Raw genomic sequence first — 22,831 nt, 5'->3', positions numbered from 1 at the left:
ACCGCGGCACGGCGCCTCCTCTGCCTCGGTGCGGAGCGCGGAACCTGGAACGGCCGGGCGGGCGCCCGGCCGATCACGAGGTTACAAGTGACGGGCGCGCAGGGGCCAGGAACCGGCGGGGACAGGTCCCCTGACCACGGCGTGACGCTTCGGCCGGGCCCGGATGCCCTGTCCTGATGCCGGCACCGGCGATGGGACGTCAGCGAGTGAGCTCGGCGGCCCGGTAGGCGGCCCCGACGATCCCCGCGTTGTTCCGGAGCTTCGCGGGGACCATGGGCGCCCGGGTCGTCAGGAGCGGCAGGAACTTCTCGTGCTTCCGGCTCACGCCGCCGCCCACCACGATGAGGTCCGGGGAGAACAGCTTCTCGACGACCTCGTAGTAGCGCTGCAACCGCTTCGCCCACTTCGGGTAGGACAGGTCCTCGCGCTCGCGGACCGCCGACGAGGCGTGCGACTCGGCGTCGCGGCCGTCGATCTCCAGGTGGCCGAGCTCGGTGTTGGGCACGAGCGTGCCGTCCACGAGCAGTGCTGAGCCGATCCCGGTCCCGAGCGTGGTGAGCAGGACGACGCCGGGCACGCCCTTCGCGGCGCCGTAGTGGGCCTCCGCGACGCCGGCGGCGTCGGCGTCGTTCATCGCGACCACCTCGCGGCCCAGTTCCCTGCGCACCTCGTCCTCGATGTTCATGCCGACCCAGCTCTGGTCGAGGTTCGCCACGAACGGGAACCCGCCGTGCAGCACGGGCGCGGGGAAGGTGAGCCCGACGGGCGCGTCGTCGTCCTCGTCGAACTCCGCGAGCAGGCGCCCGAGGACCTCGATGACGGCGGCCGGCGTGGAGGGCTGCGGGGTCGGGATCTTCACGCGGTCGGTCGTCAGCTCACCGGTGGTGAGATCGACCGGGGCACCCTTGATGCCGGAGCCGCCGATGTCGATGCCGAAGGCGAGGTGGTCAGTGGTGGGCATGGACTTCCTTCGTCGTCGAAAAGAAGGGGGACGTGCAGGACTCTAGACGACCGTGAGGATCTCCGGGCCGTCGCTCGTGATGAGGATGGTGTGCTCCCACTGGGCCGAGCGCGAGCGGTCCTTCGTCACCACGGTCCAGCCGTCGTCCCACTGCTCGCCGTCGGGGTCACCGAGCGTGAGCATAGGCTCGACGGTGAAGACCATGCCGGGCACGATCTCGTCGTCGAAGTGGGGCGCAGAGTCGTAGTGCGGGATGATGAGCCCCGAGTGGAACGCCTCGCCGACGCCGTGCCCCGTGTAGTCGCGGACCACGCCGTACTCGTACCGCCTGGCGTAGGACTCGATGACGCGGCCGATGACGTTGACCTGGCGGCCCGGCCGCGCCGCCCTGACGCCGCGGAGCATGGCCTCCTTCGTGCGCTCGACCAGCAGGCGGGACTCCTCGTCGACCTCGCCGACGAGCGCCATCACCGAGGCGTCGCCGTGGACGCCGCCGATGTAGGCGGTGATGTCGATGTTGACGATGTCGCCCTCGGTCAGGACAGTCGAGTCCGGGATGCCGTGGCAGATGGTCTCGTTGATCGACGTGCACAGCGACTTCGGGAAGCCCTGGTAGTGCAGCGAGGACGGGTAAGCACCCTGCGAGATCAGGAACTCGTGGCCGATCCGGTCGATCTCCTCGGTGGTGACGCCCGGTCGGACGGCCTCGGCGGTGAGCTCGAGCGCCTGCGCCGCGATCCTGGCGGCCCGGCGGATCCGCAGAATCGTCTCCGGGCTCTTGACCTCGCCCGCCGTCACGCGCTCGGGTCCGGTGCGCCCCACGTACTCGGGGCGCTCGATCGAGGCGGGGACCTCGCGGACGGGGGAGACGGTGCCCTTGGTCAGGGTGCCCCGCGGGGCGCGATCGGCGAGCATGGTGCCCCAGTCTACGGATCGTGGACGAGAGTCCGAGCCCCGAGGAGCAGACATGAGCACCGGCGACTACTGGTTCAACCTGCGCACCAAGCAGGTCGAGAGGGGACAGGTCTCGCCCGTCGCGGACCGGATGGGCCCCTACGACACGCCCGCGGCCGCCGCGGCCGCCCTGCAGAGCGCCGCGGAGCGCAACGAGGAGGTCGACGAGGCGGAGGAGGAGTGGCGCACCTGGGGCGAGGGCGACGACGCCGGCTGACGGACGGTGCGTCGGGGAGTCCGGCGGGGGCGTCGCACGGCCGAGCCTCCTGAAAGTCGGCGTCGAGCGCACCAGGGAGTCGTGGGCGCGCGGCGGCCTACGAGTCGAACGTGTGCTCCGTGCCGGGGAAGGTGCGGTCCTTGACGGCGGCCACGTACTCGCCCGTGGCGCGACCGAGGGCCTCGCCGAGCTCGGCGAAGCGGCGGGCGAAGCTCGGCGACCAGTCGGACATGCCGGCCATGTCGATCCACACGAGCACCTGCCCGTCGGTCCCGGAGCCGGCCCCGATGCCGATCGTCGGTACCGCGACCGAGCGGGTGACCTGCTCGGCGACAGGTCCGGGCACCATCTCCAGGACGACGGCCACGGCGCCCGCCTCCTCGAGCGCACGGACGTCCGCGACGAGTCGCTCCGCCGCGCCCTCGCCGCGCCCCTGGATGCGCTTGCCGCCCAGCAGGTGCTCCGCCTGGGGGGTGAAGCCGACGTGTCCCACCACGGGGATGCCCGCCTGCGTGAGCAGGTGGACGTGGGGGGCGCGGTGGGCTCCACCCTCGAGCTTCACCGCGTGCGCTCCGCCCTCCTTCATCAGCCGCACGCCCGTGGCCAGCGCCTGCTCGGGCGAGGACTCGTAGCTCCCGAACGGCAGGTCGGCCACCACGAGCGCGCGCGTGACGGAGCGCGCGACCGCCCGGGTCGCCACGACCATCTCGTCCACGGTCACCGGCAGAGTCGTCGGGTGACCCAACATGTTGTCGCCGATCGAGTCGCCCACCAGCAGCACGTCGATCCCCGAGGCGTCGAGGACGCGGGCCGTCATGGCGTCGTACGCGGTGAGCATCGTGATCGGCTCGCCGCGCTCCTTCATCTGCGCGAGGTGGTGGACGCGGACCCGCTTCGGTCGGCTCGGGCTGTCGTTCACTGCTCGTCTCCTTGTCGCTCGTCCTGCTCCCGCCAGCGCGAGGTGACCGGCAGGCGGCGGTCGCGGCCGAACGCCAGCGCCGTCACCTTGGGCCCCAACGGGTACTGCCGACGCTTCCACTCGGCGCGGTCGACGAGACCGAGGACCCGGTCGACCACCTCGGGCGCGTGACCCGCCACCAGGAGCTCGGCCCGGCCGAGGTTCCGCTCGACGTAGTCCTGGATGACCGGGTCGAGCTCGTCGTAGGGCGGCAGCGAGTCCGAGTCCTGCTGACCCGGCCGCAGCTCGGCCGACGGGGGCTTCTCGATGGAGCTCCACGGGACCGGCACCGGCTCGCCGGCGTCGAGCGCGACCTGGTTGCGGGCCCGCGCCAGCTCCCACACCTTCGTCTTCGGCACGTCCTTGATCGGTGCGAACCCGCCCACGGCGTCGCCGTAGATCGTCGAGTAGCCCACGGCGAGCTCGGACTTGTTGCCCGTGGCGAGCACGAGGTGCCCCTCCATGTTGGACAGGCCCATGAGGATGACCCCGCGCACGCGCGCCTGCAGGTTCTCCTCGGCTACGCCGGTGAGCTCGACGTTCGTCAGGAACGTCTCGACCATCGGCGCGATCGGCTGCACCCGGTAGTCGAGCCCGATCGCGTCGGCGGAGGCAGCGGCGTCGTCCTTGGAGTGCTCCGAGGAATAGCTCGACGGCATCGAGACGCCCACGACGTTCTTCGGGCCCAGGGCATCGGCCGCCATCGCGGCGACCAGCGCCGAGTCGATGCCGCCGGACAGGCCGAGCACGACCGACCGGAAGCCGTTCTTCCGCGCGTAGTCGCGCAGCCCGAGGACGCACGCGGCGTACATCTGCGCGGCGTCCGGGGCCTCCTCGGCGGGTGCGCCGGACGCGACCACGCCGGATTGGCCGGCCCCGCCCGTGAGCTCCACCTGCACGGTCCCGGGCTCGAACCCCGGGGCGCGGGCCACCACGGCGCCGCCGGCGTCGACGACGAACGAGTGCCCGTCGAACACGAGGTCGTCCTGGGCGCCGACGAGGTTCGCGTAGAGCACGGGGCAGCCGAGCCGGCCCGCGAGCGTCTGCACGATCCCGAGCCGCACCGCGCCCTTGCCGTACTCGTACGGCGAGCCGTTGAGGACGAGCAGCGCGTCGAGGCCGGCGCCCGTGTACGCGTCGACCGCCCCGCCGTCGACCCAGATGTCCTCGCAGATCGCGAGCCCGAGCCGGCGGCCATCGACCTCGAGGACGACCGGATCCGCGCCGGGTTCGAAGATGCGGATCTCGTCGAACACCCCGTAGGTCGGCAGGTGCTGCTTGACGTAGGTCGGTCCCACCTCGCCGCCGGCCAGCACGGCGGCGCAGTTCGTCGGACGGCCCTGGGCCGAGGTGCCGAGCGTGCCGAGCACGACGACGACGTCGCCCAGGCCGTCGTCCGCGAGGTCCCGGGCGAGCGTCTCGAGCGACCGCTCGGTGGCGCTACGGAACGAGGCGCGCAGCGCGAGGTCCTCCACCGGGTAGCCGGGCAGCGTCATCTCCGGCAGGAGCACGAGACGCGCGCCGCTCCCGGCCGCTCCCCGCACCGCGTCACGGACGAGGGCGGAGTTCCCGGCGAGGTCCCCGGCGCACGGGTCCACCTGGGCGATCGCGATCGGCAGCGGCATGCTGTCAGGGTAGTCGGGCGTCGTGGGTGACAATGTGGGAGCACTGATCCGACCGGGAGGAGGCGGGATGGACCGCCAGCAGGAGTTCGTGCTGCGAACCGTCGAGGAACGCGACATCCGGTTCATCCGGCTGTGGTTCACCGACGTCCTCGGCACGCTGAAGTCGGTCGCCATCGCGCCGGCCGAGCTCGAGAGCGCGTTCGAGGAGGGCATCGGGTTCGACGGCTCCGCCATCGAGGGCCTCACCCGCGTGTTCGAGTCCGACATGCTCGTGCGGCCCGACCCGACGACCTTCCAGGTCCTGCCGTGGCGTAGCGAGCACCACGGCGTGGCGCGCATGTTCTGCGACGTCCTCACCCCCGGAGGCGAGCCCGCCCGATCGGACCCGCGCAACGTCCTGGCCCGCGCCGTCGAGCACGCGGCCAAGGCCGGCTTCACGCCCTACGTGCACCCCGAGATCGAGTTCTACCTGTTCGACGAGATCAACGACCCCCGGCAGCCGCTCGTCCCGGCCGACCGCGCGGGCTACTTCGACCACGTCGCCCGCGGGTCCAGCCACGACTTCCGCCGCGAGGCCATCACCACCCTCGAGGAGATGGGCATCCCGGTGGAGTTCTCCCACCACGAGGGCGGCCCGGGGCAGAACGAGATCGACCTGCGCTTCGCCGACGCCCTGTCGATGGCGGACAACGTGATGACGTTCCGCACCGTGGTCAAGGAGGTCGCCATGCGGCAGGGGCTGACCGCGACCTTCATGCCCAAGCCGATGCCCGGCCACCCGGGCTCGGGGATGCACACCCACTTCTCGCTGTTCGAGGGCGACTCCAACGCGTTCTACGACCCGGCGGGGGAGTACCAGCTCTCCACGACGGGACGCAGGTTCATCGCCGGCGTCCTCACGCACGCCCGGGAGTTCGCCGCCATCACCAACCAGTACGTTAACTCCTACAAGCGCCTGTGGGGCGGCGGCGAGGCGCCCAGCTACGTCAGCTGGGGCCACAACAACCGCTCCGCGCTCGTGCGGGTCCCCGGCTACAAGCCGGGCAAGCCGCAGTCCAGCCGCGTGGAGTTCCGCGCGCTGGACGCCGCCGCGAACCCCTACCTCGCGTTCGCGATCATCCTGCGGGCCGGGCTCAAGGGCATCGAGGAGGGCTACGACCTGCCCGACCCGGCGGACACCGACGTCTCGACGCTGTCCCGCGGCGAGCGCCGCGCGCTCGGCATCGTCTCGCTGCCGGCCTCCCTGGCCGACGCGATCGACGCGATGGAGGGCTCCGAGCTGGTTGCGGAGACGCTGGGGGAGGAGACCTTCGACTTCGTCGTGCGCAACAAGCACGAGGAGTGGGAGGCCTACCGCGACCAGGTCACGGACTTTGAGCTGGCCCAGTTCATCCCCTCGCACTGATGGCCGGCGGACGGGTCGTCTCCCGGCTCACCCAGCTGCGGCGCGTCGGCATCCACGAGCCGCGCCGCGCCGAGGCGCTGCTCGACGACCCGGCCCTGGCCCCGTACCTGGCCGCCGAGGGCGTGGCGGAGCGGCTGCTCGGCCACCTCGCCTCGGCCGGGAACCCCGACCACGCGCTGCTCACCCTCGTGCGGATCGCCGAGAGCGCGCAGGAGAGCGGGGACGACGCCGCCCTGCGCACGGCCCTCACCGGCGACGACGTCGCGATGCGTCGGCTCGTCGCCGTGGTCGGAGCCTCCCGGCCGCTCGGTGACTCGCTGGTCGCGCGGCCGGGGGACGTCGCCCATCTCCACGACCGGCACGGCGAGGTCCCGGTGCTCCACCTCGAGCCGCGCGACGAGCGGGCCAAGGCGCTCGAGGCCGTCGGCGCCGACCCGGCGCAGACCAACCCCGTCGCCACGGTCACCGGCGAGGAGGGCATCGCGGCGCTGCGGCGCACCTACCGCCGCCGCCTCCTGGAGATCGCTGCCGCGGACCTCACGGGTAAGGACTCCCTGGAGAGCTTCCCGCTGGTGGCTGCGTCGATCGCCGACATCGTCGCCGGTGCGCTCGACGCCGCCCTCGCGGTGGCCCGCGCCGGCCTGCCCGACCACGGTGCGGGTGTGCGGCTCGCGGTGATCGGGATGGGGAAGACGGGCGGGCGGGAGATCAACTACATCTCCGACGTCGACGTCGTCTACGTGGCCGATCCCGAGCTCGACGCCGACGGCGCCCCCGTCCGCGACGAGGACGAGACCATCGAGGTGGCGACCCGGTTGGCCGGCACGCTCGCGGACGCGGTCGGCGGCGTCGGCCCCGAGCCGGCCCTGTGGCCGCTGGACGCGAACCTGCGGCCGGAGGGGCAGGACGGACCGCTCGTGCGCACGCTCGCCAGCCACGTCAGCTACTACGAGAGCTGGGCCAAGGGCTGGGAGTTCCAGGCCCTGCTCAAGGCGCGCCCGGTCGCGGGGGACCTCGCGCTCGGTGAGGAGTACTGCGCCGCCGTCGCGCCGTTCGTCTGGAGCGCGGCCTCGAGGGAGAACTTCGTCGAGGAGACCCAGAAGATGCGCCGCCGCGTGGAGGCGCACGTGCCGGCCCGCCACGCGGAGCGGCAGCTCAAGCTCGGCAAGGGCGGGCTGCGGGACGTCGAGTTCACCGTCCAGCTGCTCCAGCTCGTCCACGGCCGCACCGACGAGACCCTACGGTCGCGGACCACCCTCGAGGCGTTGGAGGCCCTCGCCGAGGGCGGGTACGTCGCGCGCACCGACGCCGCGACCCTGGACCACCACTACCGGTTCCTGCGCGTCCTCGAGCACCGCATGCAGCTGTGGCGCCTCCACCGCATCCAGGTGGTGCCGAGCTCGGCGGGCGACCTCGAGATCCTCGGCCGTGCCTTCGGCGCGGAGGGCATCACGGACGGTGACGCCCTGGAGAAGGCCTGGCGCGCGGTGAGCCGCGAGGTCCGCCGGCTGCACGAGGAGATCTACTACCGACCGCTGCTGCCCGCGACCGCGCGCCTGTCGCCGGCCGAGGCCTCCCTGGCCCCCGACGCGGCCGCGGCACGGATGGAGGTCATCGGCTTTGCCGACCCGAAGGGCTCCCTGCGTCACATCGCGGCCCTCACCGAAGGCGTGTCCCGGCGCGCGACGATCCAGCGCCAGCTCCTGCCCGTCATGCTCGGCTGGTTCGCCGACGCGCCCATGCCCGACGTCGGCCTGCTCGCCTTCCGGCGGCTGTCGGAGACGATCGGCACGACCCACTGGTACCTGGCCCTCCTGCGCGACTCCTCCGCTGCCGCCGAGGCGCTGGCCACGGTGCTCGCCACGTCGCGGTACGTCGGCGACCTGCTGCTCCAGCTGCCCGAGGCGGTGAAGTGGCTCGACGGCGATCAGGGCCTGGCCCCGCGCCGCCGCGAGGACCTCGAGGGCGAGATCGACGCGATGCTGCGTCGCCGCGAGGACGCGACCGACGCCGTCGGGCAGGCCCGCTACCTGCGTCGGCGCGAGACCACGCGCGCTGCGATCGCCCACGTGCTCGAGCAGGCCCCGCGGTCGCGGCGCCGGGAGCTGGCCGACGTCGCGGACCTCGCCCTCGAGGCGGCGGTGAGGGTAGCCGCCCGCGACGCCACGGCCCGTGCCGGCCTCGACGAGCCGCCGGGGGAGTTCCTCGTCGTCGCCATGGGCCGCCTGGGCGGCCGCGAGGTCGGCTACTCCTCCGACGCCGATGTCCTCTTCGTCCACGACCCCGCCGAGGGGGTCGACGAGAAGGTGGCTGCGGACTGGGCCCGCGACGTCGCGACGTCGGTCCAGGAGCTGCTCGGCGCCACGAGCGACGAGCCCGCGCTCCCGGTCGACGCCGACCTGCGGCCCGAGGGGCGCTCCGGCCCGCTCGTACGCACCCTCGCCTCCTACGCCGAGTACTACGAGCGGTGGGTGGAGGTGTGGGAGCGGCAGGCGCTCCTGCGGGCCCGCCCCGCCGCGGGCTCGCGTGCGCTCGGGGAGCGGTTCATGGCGCTCGTCGACGCGGTGCGGTACGTGCCCGGCGGCATCGGTGCGGCCGCCGAGCGGGAGATCCGCCGGGTCAAGGGCCGGGTCGAGCAGGAGCGCATGCCACGCGGCGTGCCACCCAACCGGCACCTCAAGCTCGGCCCCGGCGCGCTGACGGACGTGGAGTGGACCGTCCAGCTGTGGCAGCTGCGGCACGCCGGCGACGTGCCCGCGCTGCGGGTGACCTCGACCGAGGAGGCCCTCGAGGCGCTGCGCGCCGAGGGGCTGGTCGGCGACGCTGATGCGGCGACCCTCCTGCACGCCTGGACGCTGGCCGGGCAGGTGCGCGACGCCGTCGTGCAGGTCTCCGGGCGCACGACGGGGCCGAAGACCGACGTCCTGCCCCACGGGGTCGAACGGCTGGAGACGGTGGCGCGCATGCTCGGCTACCCGTCCGGACACCGCCAGGAGCTCGAGGAGGACTACCTGCGGGCGGCGCGGCGCTCCCGGGCGGTCGTCGAGCGGCTCTTCTGGGAGTAGGCCCTCACGGGCGCAGGGAGCAGATGCTCAGGAGTCGAAGGCGAGGTCGACCAGCCAGACGACCACGGCGAAGACGACCGCCGCGACCAGGAGGGTGACGACGAACCGCCAGCGGCTCGGCGGCCTGGGGCTGGGGTCCTGCTCGTCGGTCGTCGTCGGGACGTCCTCGTCGGGCGGCATCCGTGCAATGTACGTGACGCGTCACAGCGCCCGCACGGCACACCTGGGACACTGGACGATATGCGGCTCATTCTCGTCCGGCACGGTCAGACCGACTCCAACGTCATCCACGCGATCGACACCGAGGCGCCCGGCGCCGATCTCACCGAGCTCGGCCGCCGGCAGGCGGAGGCCCTCGTGCCCGAGCTCGCGTACGAGGACGTGGAGTCCATCTGGGTGTCCAACCTCGTGCGCACGCACCAGACCGCGGAGCCGCTCGCCCAGGCCACGGGGCTCACCCCGATCGAGCGCGAGGGGCTGCGCGAGATCCGCGCCGGCGACCTCGAGATGGCCACCAGCGAGGCGGCCGTGCGCACGTACCTCGCGGGCATCATGGGCTGGGTAGCGGACCCGGACTCGCGCATCCCCGGAGGCGAGACGGGCCGCGAGGTCAAGGACCGCTACGACGCGGTCGTGGCCGAGATCGCCGCGACGGGCCACGAGACGGCGGTCATCGTCTCGCACGGGGCCGTCATCGTCTCGTGGGCCGCCACGACCGTCGAGGTGCCGCGCGAGTTCCTCGGCCGCTCGATCTCGAACACCGGGGTCGTCATCATCGAGGGGAACCCGGACGACGGCTGGCAGCTCGTGCGCTGGGAGTCCCACGCGCTGGGCGGACCGTCGGTGTCCGACGTCGAGCACGACGGGCCGACGGGGTACCCGGACGCGAACCACCCGGAGGCGCTCGGCGTGGCGGGACGCGCCGCCCAGGAGTGAGGACGCGCCGCCCTGGAGTGGGAGAGACCACGTCCACGCGGGCATGGCGCGTCGTGATCATCGCCACCTCGGTGGTGGTCCTCGTGCTGCTGTCGATGCCCGTTCTCGGACGCGTGGGGGTGCACGGTGTGCGGTGCGAGGTGGTCGGCGCGTCCGCTGCGCAGGGAGAGCGGGTGCACAGCGCGGGATGGCGCGTGCTCGTCGAGACCGAGGACTGCCGCACCGTCGTCTACACCGGCGGCGTCACGGCCGACACCGCAGCGCGGGTGGCGGACGGTTTCACGCCCGGGGCGTACGAGTTCGAGATGAGTGCTCTCGACCGGATCGCGGCCACGGGATGGGCCCCGGGGCTGAGCCCGAGCGCCGAGGAGTTCCGCCGCGTGCGATGAGCCACCCGCGGCGGATTGCGTTCGTTCATCGTCGGGAATACCTCACTGCCCAGGACGTTGGTGACGCAGGGAGCGCGTGCCACTCCCTCCGCGTGCGCGCGCCGTATCCGCCCGCGCCCGGACCAGCTGACGAAGAAGGGTGGGCGGCATGGTCGTCTACAACGAGCTCATCGCCATCACGGCGGGGGCCGGTCTCATCGGGTTTGCCCAGTTCCTGGGTGTCCTCCTCCGCCGCAAGGCGGTCGACAGCGAGGGGTGGGCCGCGTTCTTCGGCGTCACCGGGCTCCTGCTGCTCGCGCTCGGCCTGCACCTCACCGTGACCTGGCCCTACCAGGAGCCCGGGTTCGAGTACTACAACATCGCGTTCGGCCAGCCGGCCGCCGCCTTCGGCGCGCTGCTCCTGGTCGCCGCCGTCTACCTGTGGCGCAGCCGCAGCCTGTTCGCCGGCGATCAGGAGATCGCCCGCGAGACCGCGCTGCGCGCCTTCCGCCCGGTGAGCATCTTCGTCGGTGCGGTCGGCCTCGCGATGGGCGTGCTGGCGATCACGTTCGTCCGCTTCCAGCTCGGTGCGGCCCCGCCGGAGGAGCCGATCACCGGTCGGTTCGGCCACCTTCCCTGGATCGAAGCACTGTTCCTCGGCGGGCTCTGGGGCGTCATCGCCCTCGGCGCGCTGCTCTTCGCGATCTCCTACCTGGCAGGCCGGCCCGGCCTGCTGAGGTGGTCGGCCTGGGCGTTCCTGCTCGGTGGCGTGGCGCTCCTGCTGTTCGGTGCGATCAACTTCTACACCCACATCGGGATGTACACGAACTTCGCGTACGACACGAACTACCGCTGGTGATCCAGACCTGACGACGGCGGGCACCCGGACCGGGTGCCCGCCGCCGTCGGTGGTGCGTCGCTGCGCGAGGTCGCTACGGGACGAGGATCCCGCGACCGACCAGCCGGCCGTTGTCGAGGTCGTCGATCGCGGTGGCGTAGTCGGCGAGGTCGTAGACCGACGTGTGCAGCGAGATCTTGCCCTGGGCGGTGAGGATCATCAGCTGGTCGAGGTCCTCGTAGGTGCCCACGAGGTTGCCGATGACGTTGATCTCGCGGGAGATGATCCCGATGGTCTCGAGCTGGACCATGCCGCCGTAGCCGATGACGTAGTAGTCGCCCTGGTTGCGGATGAGGTTGGGCCCGAGGAGCTCCATGCCCTGCTCGCCGACGAAGTCGAGCACGACGTGCGCGCCTCCGCCGGTGATGTCGTGGATCTGCTTGGTGACGGCGTCGGTGTCGTCGGTGGCGAGGGCCGTGTGGTGGGCGCCGATCGACGTCGCGAGCTCGAGGGCCTGCTCGGAGCGGTCGAGGACCGTGATCTCCGCAGGGGTGAGAGCCACGAGGGACTGGATGCCAATGTGCCCCAGCCCGCCGGAGCCGATGACGACGACGTGCGTGCCCGGGTGCAGCCGCGGGGCCGCCTTGCGGACCGCGTGGTAGGCGGTGAGGCCCGCGTCAGCGAGGGCGGCGATGTCCCTGGGCTGGAGAGAGGGGTCGAGCTTGACGACGGCCCGCGCGTTCGTCTTCATGTACTCGGCCATCCCGCCCTCGGCGTTGAGGCCCGGGAAGGAGGCGTTCGAGCAGTGCGAGTCGTTGCCTCGCCGGCACTCGGTACACAGCCCGCAGGTGACGAGCGGGTGCATGATCACCGTGTCGCCCACCGCCACGTTCGACACGGCCGAGCCGACGGCGTGCACCCAGCCCGAGTTCTCGTGCCCGATCGTGTACGGCAGCGTGGGGTTCTGGATCGGGTCCCACTGACCCTCGATGATGTGCAGGTCGGTGCGGCACAGGCCGGCCGCCCCGATCTTGACGATGACGTCCCACGGGCCCGTGATCTCGGGTTCCGGGACGTCATCGAGCTTCGGCATCTCCTCGTACGCGTGCACGCGCACTGCCTTCATGGCGATCACCCTTCGTCGACGTTGACGGGACAGCGTGCGCTAACCGTATGACCGGGTGATGCGGGGCACAAGGGGCCCGAGCGTGGCGCCTGCGCAGGTGAAGCCTACGGCCGATAGTCGAGTCCTGGGTCGTGGTAGCGCACGGTGGCCGGAATCGTCCTCGTCGAGGTGCTCTTTCGCGTTTGGAAGGCTCAGTGCCCTGTCAGTCAGTCGCTGGCCCGATAGTTACTCGAAGAAGTCTTCGTCGATCTCGACTACCTCGACGCGCGTTTTCACCTGCACACCGACTCCGTACTGGATCATCAGCCGGGTCAGACGTTCACCGTCGACGAGGATGACGCGGGTAGCGACGCGGACTCGGCGTACGCGGTCGCTGTACGCGCAAACTGGCTAGTGGTGATGAAGACACCCTGGTTCGCCTGATTACCTGCCAGCGCGCCGACGAATGCTTGGATCGCCTCTCTGCCGACAGTATTCTCGCGCGCGTAGCGTTTGGCTTGCACGTAGATGCGGGAGAGGCCGAGGGCGTCCTGGTCGATGATGCCGTCGATCCCTCCGTCGCTGGAGAGCTGCGTGCGAGTCGCGTTTCCTTCGGCACCCCCATATCCCATCGCCATGAGCAGGTCGAGCACCGCTTGTTCGAAGAACACCGGTTCGCGGGCAAGAATTAACGTCAGGAGCTGGTCGGCGACATCCTCGTTGATTCTCGCGACGCCTGCTGCGATCTGCTCCTCGGGATCCAGTGCTGACACCTCTTCGATGGCAGTTGCTGTTCGTGACGAGGGTGTCGGGAACGCCTTCCAGGTGTGCGGTGCGTCAGGATTGCCCGAGAGAGCGCGGAGATGCCTCTCCGTCACACCTTCCGGGTGATCGGACAGGAGTCGGCGTCCGACTTCGGTGATCCGATAGTTGCCGCGGCTCGGGCGTTCGACCGCGCCTACTCGCGCCAGGTAGGACAGCGCCCAGGCACCACGGTTGCGGAACTGCTCCTGACCGGAAGGGATGAGGACCTGGCGCTGCTCCTGGGTGAGACCTAGCAGGTCAGCAGCGGCCGCGATGATGTTCCGAGACCGGTGGGTCCCGCCGTCGAGGAGAACACGGAGGGACGGTGCCATGTACTGGTCCCACGTCGGGACGGTCATCATCCGCCTCCACGGGGTAGCCAGCGAGTGCCACGAGAGGATCGCCATCGTTCGCGAGCCGATCGTCGCTCTCCAGGTTAGGTGGGGAATCAGTGGGTGGGCGCCAACCGGGAGGTCGTCATTCGAACGGACTGATGTGTGGGTCGTCCTGCCACGACCAAAAGAGCCTCCCTAGGAAGCTGACCTCCCAACAGTGTCTTCTCGCGGGGGACGCGGGCAGCCGAAAGGCCCCTGATCCTGCAGACATGCAGGTCAGGGGCCTTTCGTTTGAGAGCGAATCGGCTCAGATGTCGTAGTACAGCTCGAACTCGTGCGGGTGCGGGCGCAGGCGGATCGGGTCGATCTCGTGCGTGCGCTTGTAGTCGACCCACGTCTCGATGAGCTCGGGGGAGAAGACGTCGCCCTCAGTGAGGTAGTCGTTGTCCTCCTCGAGCGCGCGCAGCGCCGCACCGAGCGACTCGGGGACCTGGGCGATCTGCGCGTGCTCCTCGGGCGGGAGCTCGTAGAGGTCCTTGTCGATGGGCTCCGGCGGCTCGATGCGGTTCTTCACGCCGTCGATGCCGGCCATGAGCATCGCCGAGAAGGCGAGGTAGGGGTTCGAGCTCGGGTCCGGCACGCGGAACTCCACGCGCTTGGCCTTCGGCGAGGATCCCGTGACGGGGATGCGGATGCAGGCCGAGCGGTTGCGCGCCGAGTAGACGAGGTTGACCGGCGCCTCGTAGCCGGGCACGAGGCGGTGGTACGAGTTGAGCGAGGGGTTGGTGAAGGCCAGCAGCGAGGGCGCATGGTGGAGGAGACCACCGATGTACCACCGGGCGATGTCCGAGAGCCCGCCGTAGCCCTGCTCGTCGTAGAACAGCGGCTCGCCGTCCTTCCACAGGGACTGGTGGCAGTGCATGCCCGAGCCATTGTCGCCGAACAGCGGCTTGGGCATGAAGGTCGCCGACCGGCCGTGCTCCCACGCGACGTTCTTGACGATGTACTTGAACTTCATGACGTCGTCGGCGGCGGCGCGCAGGGAGTCGAAGCGGTAGTTGATCTCCTGCTGGCCGGCGGTGCCGACCTCGTGGTGGGCGCGCTCGACCTTGAGGCCGACGTCGGTCATCACCCGCACCATCTCGTCGCGCAGGTCGGCGAAGTGGTCGTTCGGCGGGACGGGGAAGTAGCCGCCCTTGAACCGGGTCTTGTACCCCAGGTTGCCGCCCTCCTCCCGGCGGCCGGTGTTCCACGCGGCCTCCTCGGAGTCGATGTGGTAGAAGCTCGACTGGGCCGAGGTCTGGAACCGCACGTCGTCGAAGAGGTAGAACTCCGCCTCGGCGCCGAAGAAGGCGGTGTCGGCGATGCCGGTCGAGCGGAGATAGGCCTCGGCCTTCGAGGCGACGGTGCGCGGGTCGCGGTCGTAGGCCTGTGAGGTGAAGGGGTCGACGATCGCGAAGTTGAGCACGAGCGTCTTCTGCGCGCGGAACGGGTCGATGAAGGCCGACCCGATGTCCGGCACGAGCTTCATGTCGGACTCGTGGATGGCGGTGAACCCGCGGATAGAGGAGCCGTCGAACATGAGGCCGTCGGTGAAGGCGTCCTCGTCGAACGTCTCGACCGGGATGTTGAAGTGCTGCATCACCCCTGGCAGGTCGCAGAACCTGACGTCGACGAACTTGACGTCCTCGTTGCGGGTGTAGGCGATCGCCTCTTCGGGGGTTGAGAACATCCGTGGCTCCTCGTTCGCGTGCACCGGCGGTGCCGGCTGGACGGGTGTGACGCTAGACCCGCGGAGTTTCCCTGCCGTCTCCCGGGCGTGTCGGTCATGTTACGGGGCGAGTGCTACGCCGGATGCGACGCCACCTAGACTGGACCGGTGCCCGACGTCGATCCCGCCCCCGCGAGCTCCGCGGCCGCGCGGGCGGGCGGACCCCGATCGGGGGGACGGCCCGGTGCCACGCGACCTGGTGCCGCGCGACCGGGCTCGGCGGGCGGTCCCGTCCGGGCCTCGGAGCTCGCCCCGTTCGGGCGGCGCCTCGGCGCGCTCCTCATCGACTGGGCGATCGCGATGGCCATCGCCTACGGGTTCGCCGGCGGGGACGCGATGGCGATCCTCGGGATCTTCGCCGCGGAGCGCGCCCTGGTGGGAGGCCTGGCCGGCGCGTCGATCGGCCACCGCCTGACCGGCCTGCGCCTCGTCCACGTGAGCCGCGGCCGCGCCCCGTTCGTGGCAGTCGTCGTGCGCACGATCCTGCTGTGCCTGGTCCTGCCGGCGCTCTGGCGCACGGTCGAGGGCGTGCCGCTGCACGACGACCTGGCGCGCACGAGGCTCGTGCGTGCCTAGGACGCGCGTCCTGCCGCTGCTAGGCGGAGGTCACCGGCTCGGTCGCCGTCATGTGCTCCTCGTTGCCCGGCAGTGCGTCGACGGGGGAGTCGGCGTCGCCGATCGAGATGCGCGCGAAGGCCATGGGCACTCCGGCGGCGGTCCACAGCGAGCGGCGGTCCATGAGCTGGGCGTGGACGTGCGGCTCGGAGCTGTTGCCGGAGTTCCCGCACCGGCCGACGACGTCGCCCGCGCGGACGGTGTCGCCCCGCCGCACGGTGGCCGAGCCTTGCCTCAGGTGGGCGACGAGGGCGTACGTCCCGTCGTCGGCCCTGATCGTCACGTGGTTGCCGACGACGTTGCCCGGCCCGCCGAGCTCGCGGACCATCCCCTCGAGCAGCATGTAGTACAGCGCCCACGCCCTCGAGCGCGAGAGGTGGTCTCGGCGCCGGTCCGTGGCGGCCACGACGACGCCGTCGACCATCGCCCGGACCGGCTCGTCGAAGGCGGGGTAGTCGGCGTTGGGGCGCATCCCGGGTCCGTCGCCGAACTGCGGGCGGAGCGCCCCCTCCGGCTCGGCCACGAGATCGATCGCGTACGCCTGCCCGTAGCCGCGCACCCCGTGGCTCGGCACCTTCGACGCCGGGCTGTTGATCGCCAGCCAGCGCCCGGTCACGGGGGAGTGCACGACGCGCAGGCCGCGCTCGGTGCGGACGCGTCCGCCGAGCACGACGACGAGGAGCCAGACCGCCATCACCGCCAGGCCGGCACGGATGATCCAGGCGAGCGCGGGATCGGCCGGCCCCTCGGGGAGCAGGCGTCGCAGCAGGACGGTGCCGGTGGTCGTGAGGACGGCGGCGTAGAACAACGGGACGCGCACGCGGTACAGGGCGCGCAGGAGTGCGGTCATCGCTCGGCCCCCACCACGGTGGCGAGCAGCGGCACCACGCGTGCGGCCGGGACCGTGTAGCGGCCCCGGCCCGCCTGACGCACCCACCCGGCCGAGACGAGCTGGCGCAGGTGGTGGTGGAGCTGTCCGGTGGTGCCGAGCCCGTCGGCCTCGGCGAGCTCGGCCGTGGTGGCGGTGCCGCCGAGGATGAGTCGGAGCAGCTCGAGGCGGACCGGGTGGCCGAGCGCACCGAGCGTCTCGGCAACCTCGGACCAGTCCGACTCCAGCAGGGCGTCGGTGGCCCCGGCCTGCTGCCACTCGACAGGGGCTCCGTCCGGCAGCGTGAGCGACCCGACGAGCATGACGGCGCCGGACTCGGTCACGGGATGCGCGGCGCGCCGCTCGCGCAGGCCGGTGAGGGCCCAGAAGGTCTCGGGGTCCGGTCCCTGGGGGTTCGTGGAGGCGGAGGCGTCAGGGGTGGCAGGTGGCTCGGTCGAAGCGGATGCCTCGAGGGCGACCACCCGGGCCTCGAGCGCCTCCACCGTGGCGCGGAGCTCGTCGATGACGTTCATACGTCGATCATACGGAAGAACGTAAATGCGTCCAACAGAATAGTCGTCGTTCCGTGGGCGGGGCCGTGGCCCTGGCGTCATGCACGAGGGCCCCGTCGACGACGGGGCCCTCGGAGCGAGGTGCGGAGCGCGGTGGCTGGCGGTGGCGTGGTCAGCGGCCGCGCATGCCCTTGCGGTCGGGGCGCGCCTTGTTGGGGTCGATGCCCTTCGGTACGGACTGCCGGATGCCGCCCAGGGCGTTGAGGCGCTTGGTGACGGCGGCGATCTCGGCCGACGTGAGCTTGGCGCCACCCAGCTTCTTGATCGTGGGGACGAGGTCGGGCAGGGGCACCTGCCCCTCGGCACGGCCGGCCTGGACGAGGTGGACCTGGACGCCGGGAGCCACGCGGGTGACCTTCTTGCGCTCCTCCTCCAGCAGGCGCGTCACGCGGTGCGGTGGTCCCTCGGAGACGAGCACGATGCCCGGCTTGCCGATCGACCGGAACACGAGGTCCTGGTGCTTCGGCGTGAAGGCGACGGGCTCCTCCTCGACGTACCAGCCGCGTCCCAGCTGGCCGAGTGCGGCGGACGCGGCCCCCAGCTGGCCCTCGACCCGCGCGTAGGCGGCGACTCGGGTGAGCCTGCCGAGCACGATGAGCACGGCGATGATGCCGATGAGCACCCCGAGGATCCCGAGGTAGATCGGGTGGCCGATGACGAAGCCGATGCCGACCATGACGCCGAGCACGGCGACGAACACACCGAGGAGGATGACCGGCGTCGCCGGACGGTGCTCGGCGGTGATCCGGTACGCCTCGGCGAAGCTGTGGTACCAGCGCTTCTTCTTGGGCTTCGGGGTCGTGGGTGCGCCGTCGTCGGCGGTCTTCTTGGTGCGGGCCATGATGGGGTCAGGGTACCGGCCGGTGTGGCCCGCCTAGGTCCCGCCGCGCGTGCGACGGATCATCGTCAGCAGCAGTCGACGCAGCGCGGCCTCCTCCTCGGCGTCGAGAGTGGCCTCGATCGGCGTCGGCTCGCTCAGGGACTCGACGACGGACGCGATGGCGCCCAGGCCCTCCGGCGTCAGCGCGACGACGCGGCGCCGGCCGTCGTGCGGGTCCGCGCGTCGGACGAGCAGGCCCTGACGCTCGAGCGTGACGAGGTGCCGGGCGAGCGTCTGCTCGGTGACCCCGACGAGCTGCGCCGTCTGCCGCTGGCTGCGCGGACCCGGTGCGAGGACGGCGAGAACCGGCATCGTCGCGTGGCTGAGGTCGAACACGGCGAGCCGTTCGTCGAGCTCGCGCTCCGCCTGGCGGGCGACCGAGGAGAGGAGCCGACCCGTCGGCCACCTGGAGGGATCCTCGGCGACTCCGGGGCCCTGCCCGGACGCGCCGCTCAGGGCCCTGTGGTTCTCCTCGGCCTCGGACACCCCCTCATGGTGGCAGAGCACCACGATCCTTCTTGCGGCTCGCAGGACGAGCCCCCATACTGACCCAGTTACTCAGCATGCTGAGTACTTTCTCGAGGACGGGGTATCGCATGGCAGGGCACGGCAGTCGCACGGCGTACCGGGGACGCGGCCTCGTGACCGCCGTGGTCGTTCTCCTCTGGGTGGCCATCGGTGGGATCGGCGGACCGTTCCTGGGTCGACTCTCCGAGGTCCAGGAGAACGACGCGTCGATGTTCCTGCCGACCTCGGCCGAGTCCGTCCGGGCGTCCGACGCCGTCGCCGGGTTCACCGACACCTCGACCCTTCCCGTGCTGCTCGTGCTGCGACCCGCCGACGGCGGACCGATGAGCCCCGAGGACCTCGAGGCGGCCGACGAGCTCGCCCGGTCCGCGGGCTCCGCCACACTGAGCGACGGCCGCGCGGTCGAGGAGGTGCTCACGGCCCCGACCGCCGTCGTGCCCTCGGAGGACGGCGAGGCCGCCATGGTGGTGCTGGGGATCGACACCTCGCTCACCGACGAACTGCTGCCCGACGGCGAGAACCTCGTCGGATCCGTGGTCACCGAGGTACGGGCCGCCGTCGGCGACGGGCTCCAGGCGGCCGGGCTGCAGGGCTGGGTGACCGGTCCCGGCGGGTTCGCGGCCGACCTCAGCTCGGCGTTCGGGTCCGTCGACCTGGTCCTCCTGGCGACGGCGCTCGTCGTGGTCCTCGTCATCCTGCTGCTCGTCTACCGCTCGCCGCTGCTGCCGCTGACCGTCCTGCTCACCGCCGTGCTCGCGCTGGCGCTGGCGGGCCTGGTCGTCTACCTCCTCGCGGACGCCGGCGTCGTCCAGCTGAGCGGCCAGACGCAGGGCATCATGTCGATCCTCGTCATCGGTGCAGCGACCGACTACTGCCTGCTGCTGGTCGCCCGGCACCGTGAGGAGCTCGGCCGCCACCGCGACCCGTTCGACGCGATGCGGATCGCGTGGCGGGCCTCGCTCGCGCCCATCTCGGCCTCCGCCGGAACCGTGGCCCTCGGCCTGCTGTGCCTCCTGCTCTCGGACCTGGGGTCCAACGCCGCGCTCGGACCGGTCGCCGCGGTCGGGATCGCCGCCGCATTCGTCGCCGCGCTCACCCTGCTGCCCGCGCTCCTGCTCCTCGGCGGCCGCCGCTCCCGGGCGGTGTTCTGGCCGCGCATCCCCCGCGTGCCCGACGAGGAGGTGGAGGCCGGCGGGGCCGAGGACGTGCGGCGGGCGCCCGAGGACGCGTCCGGGATCTGGGGCCGGATCGCGCGGCTCGTGGGACGGCGGGACCGGCGCACCTGGGTGATCACGTCTGTCGCCCTGCTCGCCGCGGCCGGGCTCGTCACCACCCTCGACGCCGATGGCACCTCCGACTCCGAGGTCTTCCTCGCGCAGTCCGACGCCGTGGACGGCGAGGAGGTGCTCACGCAGCACTTCCCCGCGGGCGCGGTCCAGCCGCTGGACGTCGTGGCCGATGCCGACCTGGCCGAGGACGTCGTGGCCGCCGCGGAGGCGACCGACGGCATCGCGTCCGCCACCGTGGTCACGGAGGCTGCGCAGGGGGGCCAGGAGCCGGGTGGCCCGCCTGCCGAGGACGGGTCGCAGCAGGGCGGGCCGGGCGACGGCGGCCGGAGCGAGGACGGAAACGGTGCGGGGGGACCGCCCGCCGAGGACGCACCGCCGCTCGTGGTCGACGGCCGTGTCCACGTCGAGGCGACCACCGAGGCGTCGGCGGACACCGAGGAGGCCGTCCGCGCGGCCGCCGACCTGAGGACAGCGGTGCACGAGGTGGACCCGGCCGCGCTCGTCGGCGGCGCCGCGGCCGAGACGCTCGACACCCGGGACACGGCCGAGCGCGACCTGCGGGTCATCATCCCCGCCGTCCTGCTCGTCATCCTGCTCACGCTCGTCGTGCTGCTGCGCTCGGTCCTCGCACCGCTGCTGCTGCTCGCCGCGAACGTGCTCAGCTTCGCCACCGCGATGGGGATCGTGGCGGTGGTGTTCAACCACGTCCTCGACCTGCCCGGGGCCGATCCGACCGTTCCGCTGTTCGGCTTCGTCTTCCTCGTGGCGCTGGGGATCGACTACACGATCTTCCTCATGACCCGCGCCCGTGAGGAGTCGCTGCGCATCGGGACCCGGAGGGGTGTGCGCCGGGCCCTGTCCGTCACCGGCGGGGTCATCACGTCGGCCGGCGTGGTGCTGGCCGCGACGTTCGCCGCGCTCGGCGTGGTCCCGCTGCTGTTCCTCCTCCAGCTCGCGATCATCGTGGCGCTCGGCGTACTCATCGACACCCTCGTCGTCCGCACCCTCCTCGTGCCGGCGCTCGTCCACGACATCGGGAAGACCGTCTGGTGGCCGCGCCACGGACGGTTCCCCGACGACGACGAGGAGCGCGGTGAGGCCACGCCCGACCCCGCGACCACCGCCGTGGCCGCACCTGTGGAGAACTCCGCGACGGGCTGAGGGGACCTGGTTCGCTCGGTCCATGGGGCGGGCAGACGACGACGGACGCGTGCGGGTGCCGGGCTACCGGATCTCTCGGTCGCTGGGCGGCGGATCGGGACGGGTGTACAGCGCGACGTCCGACGAGCGCGGCTCGCCGGTCATCGTCTCGGTCGTCGACCTGCCCGAGGGGCGCTCCGGCGACGCGATGCGCCGGCGCCTGGCGGGCCTGCGCACGTCCCCGCACCCTCACCTGCCGCGGGTGCTCGACGTCGTCGACCTGACCGACGGGCGGGCGGCGCTCGTCACCGAGGTCGTGCCGGGGGCGTCCCTCGCGGCCGTGCGGGTGGCCCGCGGCGCGCTCTCGGTGCCGGAGGTGGCGGGGGTCCTCACCGACATCGGCTCCGCGCTGGCCCACCTGGCGGCCGCCGGCATCGTGCACGGCGACGTCTCTCCGGCCAACGTCGTGGTGGACACCACGGGGACCGTCGTCCTCGTCGACCTCGTCGGGGATGTGCGGCACGAGGAGGGGACGCCGGGGCACGTGGCGCCCGAGCGCATCGCCGGGGGTCCGGCGTCGACGGCGTCCGACGTCTACGCCCTCGGCATGCTCGTGCGCGGCCTGGCCCCCGGCGACCTCGAGGTCGAGGAGCTGACCACCCAGGCGTGCAGCGACGAGCCGGCCGTGCGGCCCACCGCCCGCGCGCTCGCGGCGCGTGCCGCCGAGCTGGGCGGGCGCTCGGGCGTGCGGCTGCCCGCGGGTGCGGACATGGCGGGCGCCCTCCTTCGCGAGGGTGCGCTGCGCGAGGCCACGGCGCACGTGCCGGCGGGCAGGTCCCGGGTCCGTCCGGGCTCGGGAGGCCGGGCCGGCCGGCGGGCGCGAGGCGGACCTGGTGCCCGGGGCGGGCGTCGAGCTCGGTCCGTGCGGCCCGAGCAGCGGGCACGCGGTGCGGGCCGGCTCCCCGCGCTGACGGCTGGGGGGAAGGTCGCCGTGCTCGGCGTCGCGGCCGTCGTCCTCGTACTGGGCGGGTTCGTCACGACGCGGACGATCCTCTCCCAGGCCGAGGCGCCCGACGCGACGGGCGCAGGGACACCCGCAGCGACGCAGGAGCCCTCCGCGGGTCAGTCGCAGGCCCCGGCGCCCTCGGGGTCGACGACGGGGACATCGCCGGAGGTCACGACCGAGAGCGCGCGCGGCACCGCGGCGGACGCGTTCGACGTCGTCTCCGAGGTCGTCGACGCCCGGGAGCGGGCGCTGCTCGCCGGGGACGCGGCCGCCCTCGCCGACGCCACCGTCGACGGCTCGCCCGCGCGGGCCGCCGACGCCGCTCTGACCCGTGCCCTGGGAACGACGACGATCGCCGACCTGTCGACCGACGTGACGTCCGTCGTCCTCACCGAGGGCGGGGCGACGGACGACAGGTTCGTGGCGGAGGTCTCGCTGCGTCAGGAGGAGTGGCGCGCCTCGGACGCCACGGGGGAACGCGTCTATCCCTCTGCCGAGACGTGCCGGCTCCTCACGCTCGAGCGGGTCGACGACCGCTGGGCGGTGGCCGATGCGGACAGGTGCGGCCCCGCCGACCAGGGCGGATAGCCT

The 22,831-nt window shown here is 72.2% G+C and carries 21 protein-coding genes; 9 read left to right on the top strand and 12 right to left on the bottom strand.

The genetic code is table 11. The annotated features are described in order from the left end of the window. Positions 1-199 precede the first annotated feature (199 nt). Together ppgK and map are read right to left on the bottom strand one after the other, a co-directional pair. On the bottom strand, positions 200-961 hold the full coding sequence (ppgK, locus tag ACPYO4_RS09200; RefSeq protein ID WP_425708926.1) for a polyphosphate--glucose phosphotransferase: 762 nt from the start codon (positions 959-961) through the stop codon (positions 200-202). A 42-nt stretch (positions 962-1,003) separates the two neighbouring features. Beyond that, a complete protein-coding gene (gene map, locus ACPYO4_RS09195; protein WP_425708925.1) occupies positions 1,004-1,876 on the bottom strand; it encodes a type I methionyl aminopeptidase in 873 nt (290 codons plus the stop codon). A 52-nt stretch (positions 1,877-1,928) separates the two neighbouring features. On the opposite strand from map, the gene ACPYO4_RS09190 reads away from it, so the two are divergent. Beyond that, positions 1,929-2,132 (top strand): hypothetical protein, encoded by a 204-nt coding sequence (locus ACPYO4_RS09190; RefSeq protein ID WP_425708924.1) that lies wholly within the window; start codon positions 1,929-1,931, stop codon positions 2,130-2,132. A 97-nt stretch (positions 2,133-2,229) separates the two neighbouring features. On the opposite strand, the gene panB is transcribed toward ACPYO4_RS09190, so the two are convergent. Together panB and ACPYO4_RS09180 are read right to left on the bottom strand one after the other, a co-directional pair. Continuing rightward, entirely contained in the window at positions 2,230-2,997 is a 768-nt protein-coding gene (gene panB / locus ACPYO4_RS09185; RefSeq protein WP_425708972.1) for a 3-methyl-2-oxobutanoate hydroxymethyltransferase, read from the bottom strand. 50 nt (positions 2,998-3,047) lie between these two features. Continuing rightward, the gene (locus ACPYO4_RS09180) at positions 3,048-4,715 is read right to left on the bottom strand and encodes an NAD+ synthase (protein WP_425708923.1); all 1,668 of its coding nucleotides are present in this window, start codon (positions 4,713-4,715) and stop codon (positions 3,048-3,050) included. Between the two features lie 67 nt (positions 4,716-4,782). Here ACPYO4_RS09180 and glnA (ACPYO4_RS09175) point away from each other — a divergent pair, with 67 nt between their 5' ends. Together glnA (ACPYO4_RS09175) and ACPYO4_RS09170 are read left to right on the top strand one after the other, a co-directional pair. After that, positions 4,783-6,120, top strand: a complete 1,338-nt coding sequence (gene glnA / locus ACPYO4_RS09175; RefSeq protein WP_425708922.1) for a type I glutamate--ammonia ligase — start codon at positions 4,783-4,785, stop codon at positions 6,118-6,120. Beyond that, a complete protein-coding gene (locus tag ACPYO4_RS09170) occupies positions 6,120-9,185 on the top strand; it encodes a bifunctional [glutamine synthetase] adenylyltransferase/[glutamine synthetase]-adenylyl-L-tyrosine phosphorylase (protein WP_425708921.1) in 3,066 nt (1,021 codons plus the stop codon). The genes glnA (ACPYO4_RS09175) and ACPYO4_RS09170 overlap by 1 nt, the downstream gene beginning before the upstream one ends. 27 nt (positions 9,186-9,212) lie before the next feature. Here the strand turns inward: ACPYO4_RS09170 and ACPYO4_RS09165 are convergent, their stop codons facing one another. Beyond that, positions 9,213-9,365 carry a hypothetical protein gene (locus tag ACPYO4_RS09165; RefSeq protein WP_425708920.1) on the bottom strand — a complete coding sequence of 51 codons (153 nt, stop codon included), beginning with the start codon at positions 9,363-9,365 and terminating at the stop codon, positions 9,213-9,215. A gap of 60 nt (positions 9,366-9,425) precedes the next feature. Here ACPYO4_RS09165 and ACPYO4_RS09160 point away from each other — a divergent pair, with 60 nt between their 5' ends. The 3 genes from ACPYO4_RS09160 (at position 9,426) to ACPYO4_RS09150 (ending at position 11,348) form a co-directional block, all read left to right on the top strand. Further along, on the top strand, positions 9,426-10,121 hold the full coding sequence (locus ACPYO4_RS09160; protein ID WP_425708919.1) for a histidine phosphatase family protein: 696 nt from the start codon (positions 9,426-9,428) through the stop codon (positions 10,119-10,121). A 53-nt stretch (positions 10,122-10,174) separates the two neighbouring features. Continuing rightward, positions 10,175-10,510 carry a hypothetical protein gene (locus tag ACPYO4_RS09155; RefSeq protein WP_425708918.1) on the top strand — a complete coding sequence of 112 codons (336 nt, stop codon included), beginning with the start codon at positions 10,175-10,177 and terminating at the stop codon, positions 10,508-10,510. 148 nt (positions 10,511-10,658) lie between these two features. Next, on the top strand, positions 10,659-11,348 hold the full coding sequence (locus ACPYO4_RS09150) for a DUF981 family protein (RefSeq protein ID WP_425708917.1): 690 nt from the start codon (positions 10,659-10,661) through the stop codon (positions 11,346-11,348). 73 nt (positions 11,349-11,421) lie between these two features. On the opposite strand, the gene ACPYO4_RS09145 is transcribed toward ACPYO4_RS09150, so the two are convergent. The 3 genes from ACPYO4_RS09145 to glnA (ACPYO4_RS09135) form a co-directional block, all read right to left on the bottom strand. Next, the gene (locus ACPYO4_RS09145) at positions 11,422-12,453 is read right to left on the bottom strand and encodes an NAD(P)-dependent alcohol dehydrogenase (RefSeq protein WP_425708916.1); all 1,032 of its coding nucleotides are present in this window, start codon (positions 12,451-12,453) and stop codon (positions 11,422-11,424) included. A gap of 311 nt (positions 12,454-12,764) precedes the next feature. After that, positions 12,765-13,595 (bottom strand): restriction endonuclease, encoded by an 831-nt coding sequence (locus ACPYO4_RS09140; protein ID WP_425708915.1) that lies wholly within the window; start codon positions 13,593-13,595, stop codon positions 12,765-12,767. Between the two features lie 283 nt (positions 13,596-13,878). Further along, positions 13,879-15,303, bottom strand: a complete 1,425-nt coding sequence (gene glnA, locus ACPYO4_RS09135; RefSeq protein WP_425708914.1) for a type I glutamate--ammonia ligase — start codon at positions 15,301-15,303, stop codon at positions 13,879-13,881. Between the two features lie 147 nt (positions 15,304-15,450). On the opposite strand from glnA (ACPYO4_RS09135), the gene ACPYO4_RS09130 reads away from it, so the two are divergent. After that, positions 15,451-15,918, top strand: a complete 468-nt coding sequence (locus ACPYO4_RS09130) for a hypothetical protein (RefSeq protein WP_425708913.1) — start codon at positions 15,451-15,453, stop codon at positions 15,916-15,918. A 19-nt stretch (positions 15,919-15,937) separates the two neighbouring features. Here the strand turns inward: ACPYO4_RS09130 and ACPYO4_RS09125 are convergent, their stop codons facing one another. The 4 genes from ACPYO4_RS09125 to ACPYO4_RS09110 form a co-directional block, all read right to left on the bottom strand. After that, positions 15,938-16,807, bottom strand: a complete 870-nt coding sequence (locus tag ACPYO4_RS09125; RefSeq protein WP_425708912.1) for a M23 family metallopeptidase — start codon at positions 16,805-16,807, stop codon at positions 15,938-15,940. Continuing rightward, complete coding sequence (locus tag ACPYO4_RS09120) at positions 16,804-17,358, bottom strand: ArsR/SmtB family transcription factor (protein WP_425708911.1); 555 nt, start codon at positions 17,356-17,358, stop codon at positions 16,804-16,806. Before ACPYO4_RS09120 ends, ACPYO4_RS09125 begins: the two co-directional genes overlap by 4 nt. Before the next feature lie 151 nt (positions 17,359-17,509). Next, positions 17,510-18,238 carry a DUF4191 domain-containing protein gene (locus ACPYO4_RS09115; RefSeq protein ID WP_425708910.1) on the bottom strand — a complete coding sequence of 243 codons (729 nt, stop codon included), beginning with the start codon at positions 18,236-18,238 and terminating at the stop codon, positions 17,510-17,512. Between the two features lie 33 nt (positions 18,239-18,271). Next, on the bottom strand, positions 18,272-18,763 hold the full coding sequence (locus tag ACPYO4_RS09110; protein ID WP_425708909.1) for a MarR family winged helix-turn-helix transcriptional regulator: 492 nt from the start codon (positions 18,761-18,763) through the stop codon (positions 18,272-18,274). A gap of 155 nt (positions 18,764-18,918) precedes the next feature. Here ACPYO4_RS09110 and ACPYO4_RS09105 point away from each other — a divergent pair, with 155 nt between their 5' ends. Together ACPYO4_RS09105 and ACPYO4_RS09100 are read left to right on the top strand one after the other, a co-directional pair. Next, the gene (locus ACPYO4_RS09105; RefSeq protein ID WP_425708908.1) at positions 18,919-21,255 is read left to right on the top strand and encodes an MMPL family transporter; all 2,337 of its coding nucleotides are present in this window, start codon (positions 18,919-18,921) and stop codon (positions 21,253-21,255) included. A 22-nt stretch (positions 21,256-21,277) separates the two neighbouring features. Further along, positions 21,278-22,828 carry a protein kinase domain-containing protein gene (locus tag ACPYO4_RS09100; RefSeq protein WP_425708907.1) on the top strand — a complete coding sequence of 517 codons (1,551 nt, stop codon included), beginning with the start codon at positions 21,278-21,280 and terminating at the stop codon, positions 22,826-22,828. Positions 22,829-22,831: the final 3 nt, after the last annotated feature.

It is taken from the genome of Georgenia sp. Z1491 (genome assembly GCF_049856175.1).
GTDB lineage: Bacteria > Actinomycetota > Actinomycetes > Actinomycetales > Actinomycetaceae > JB111.
The sequence above is the reverse complement of the archived record's forward strand: the minus strand, read 5'-3'. Positions and strand labels throughout refer to the sequence as shown.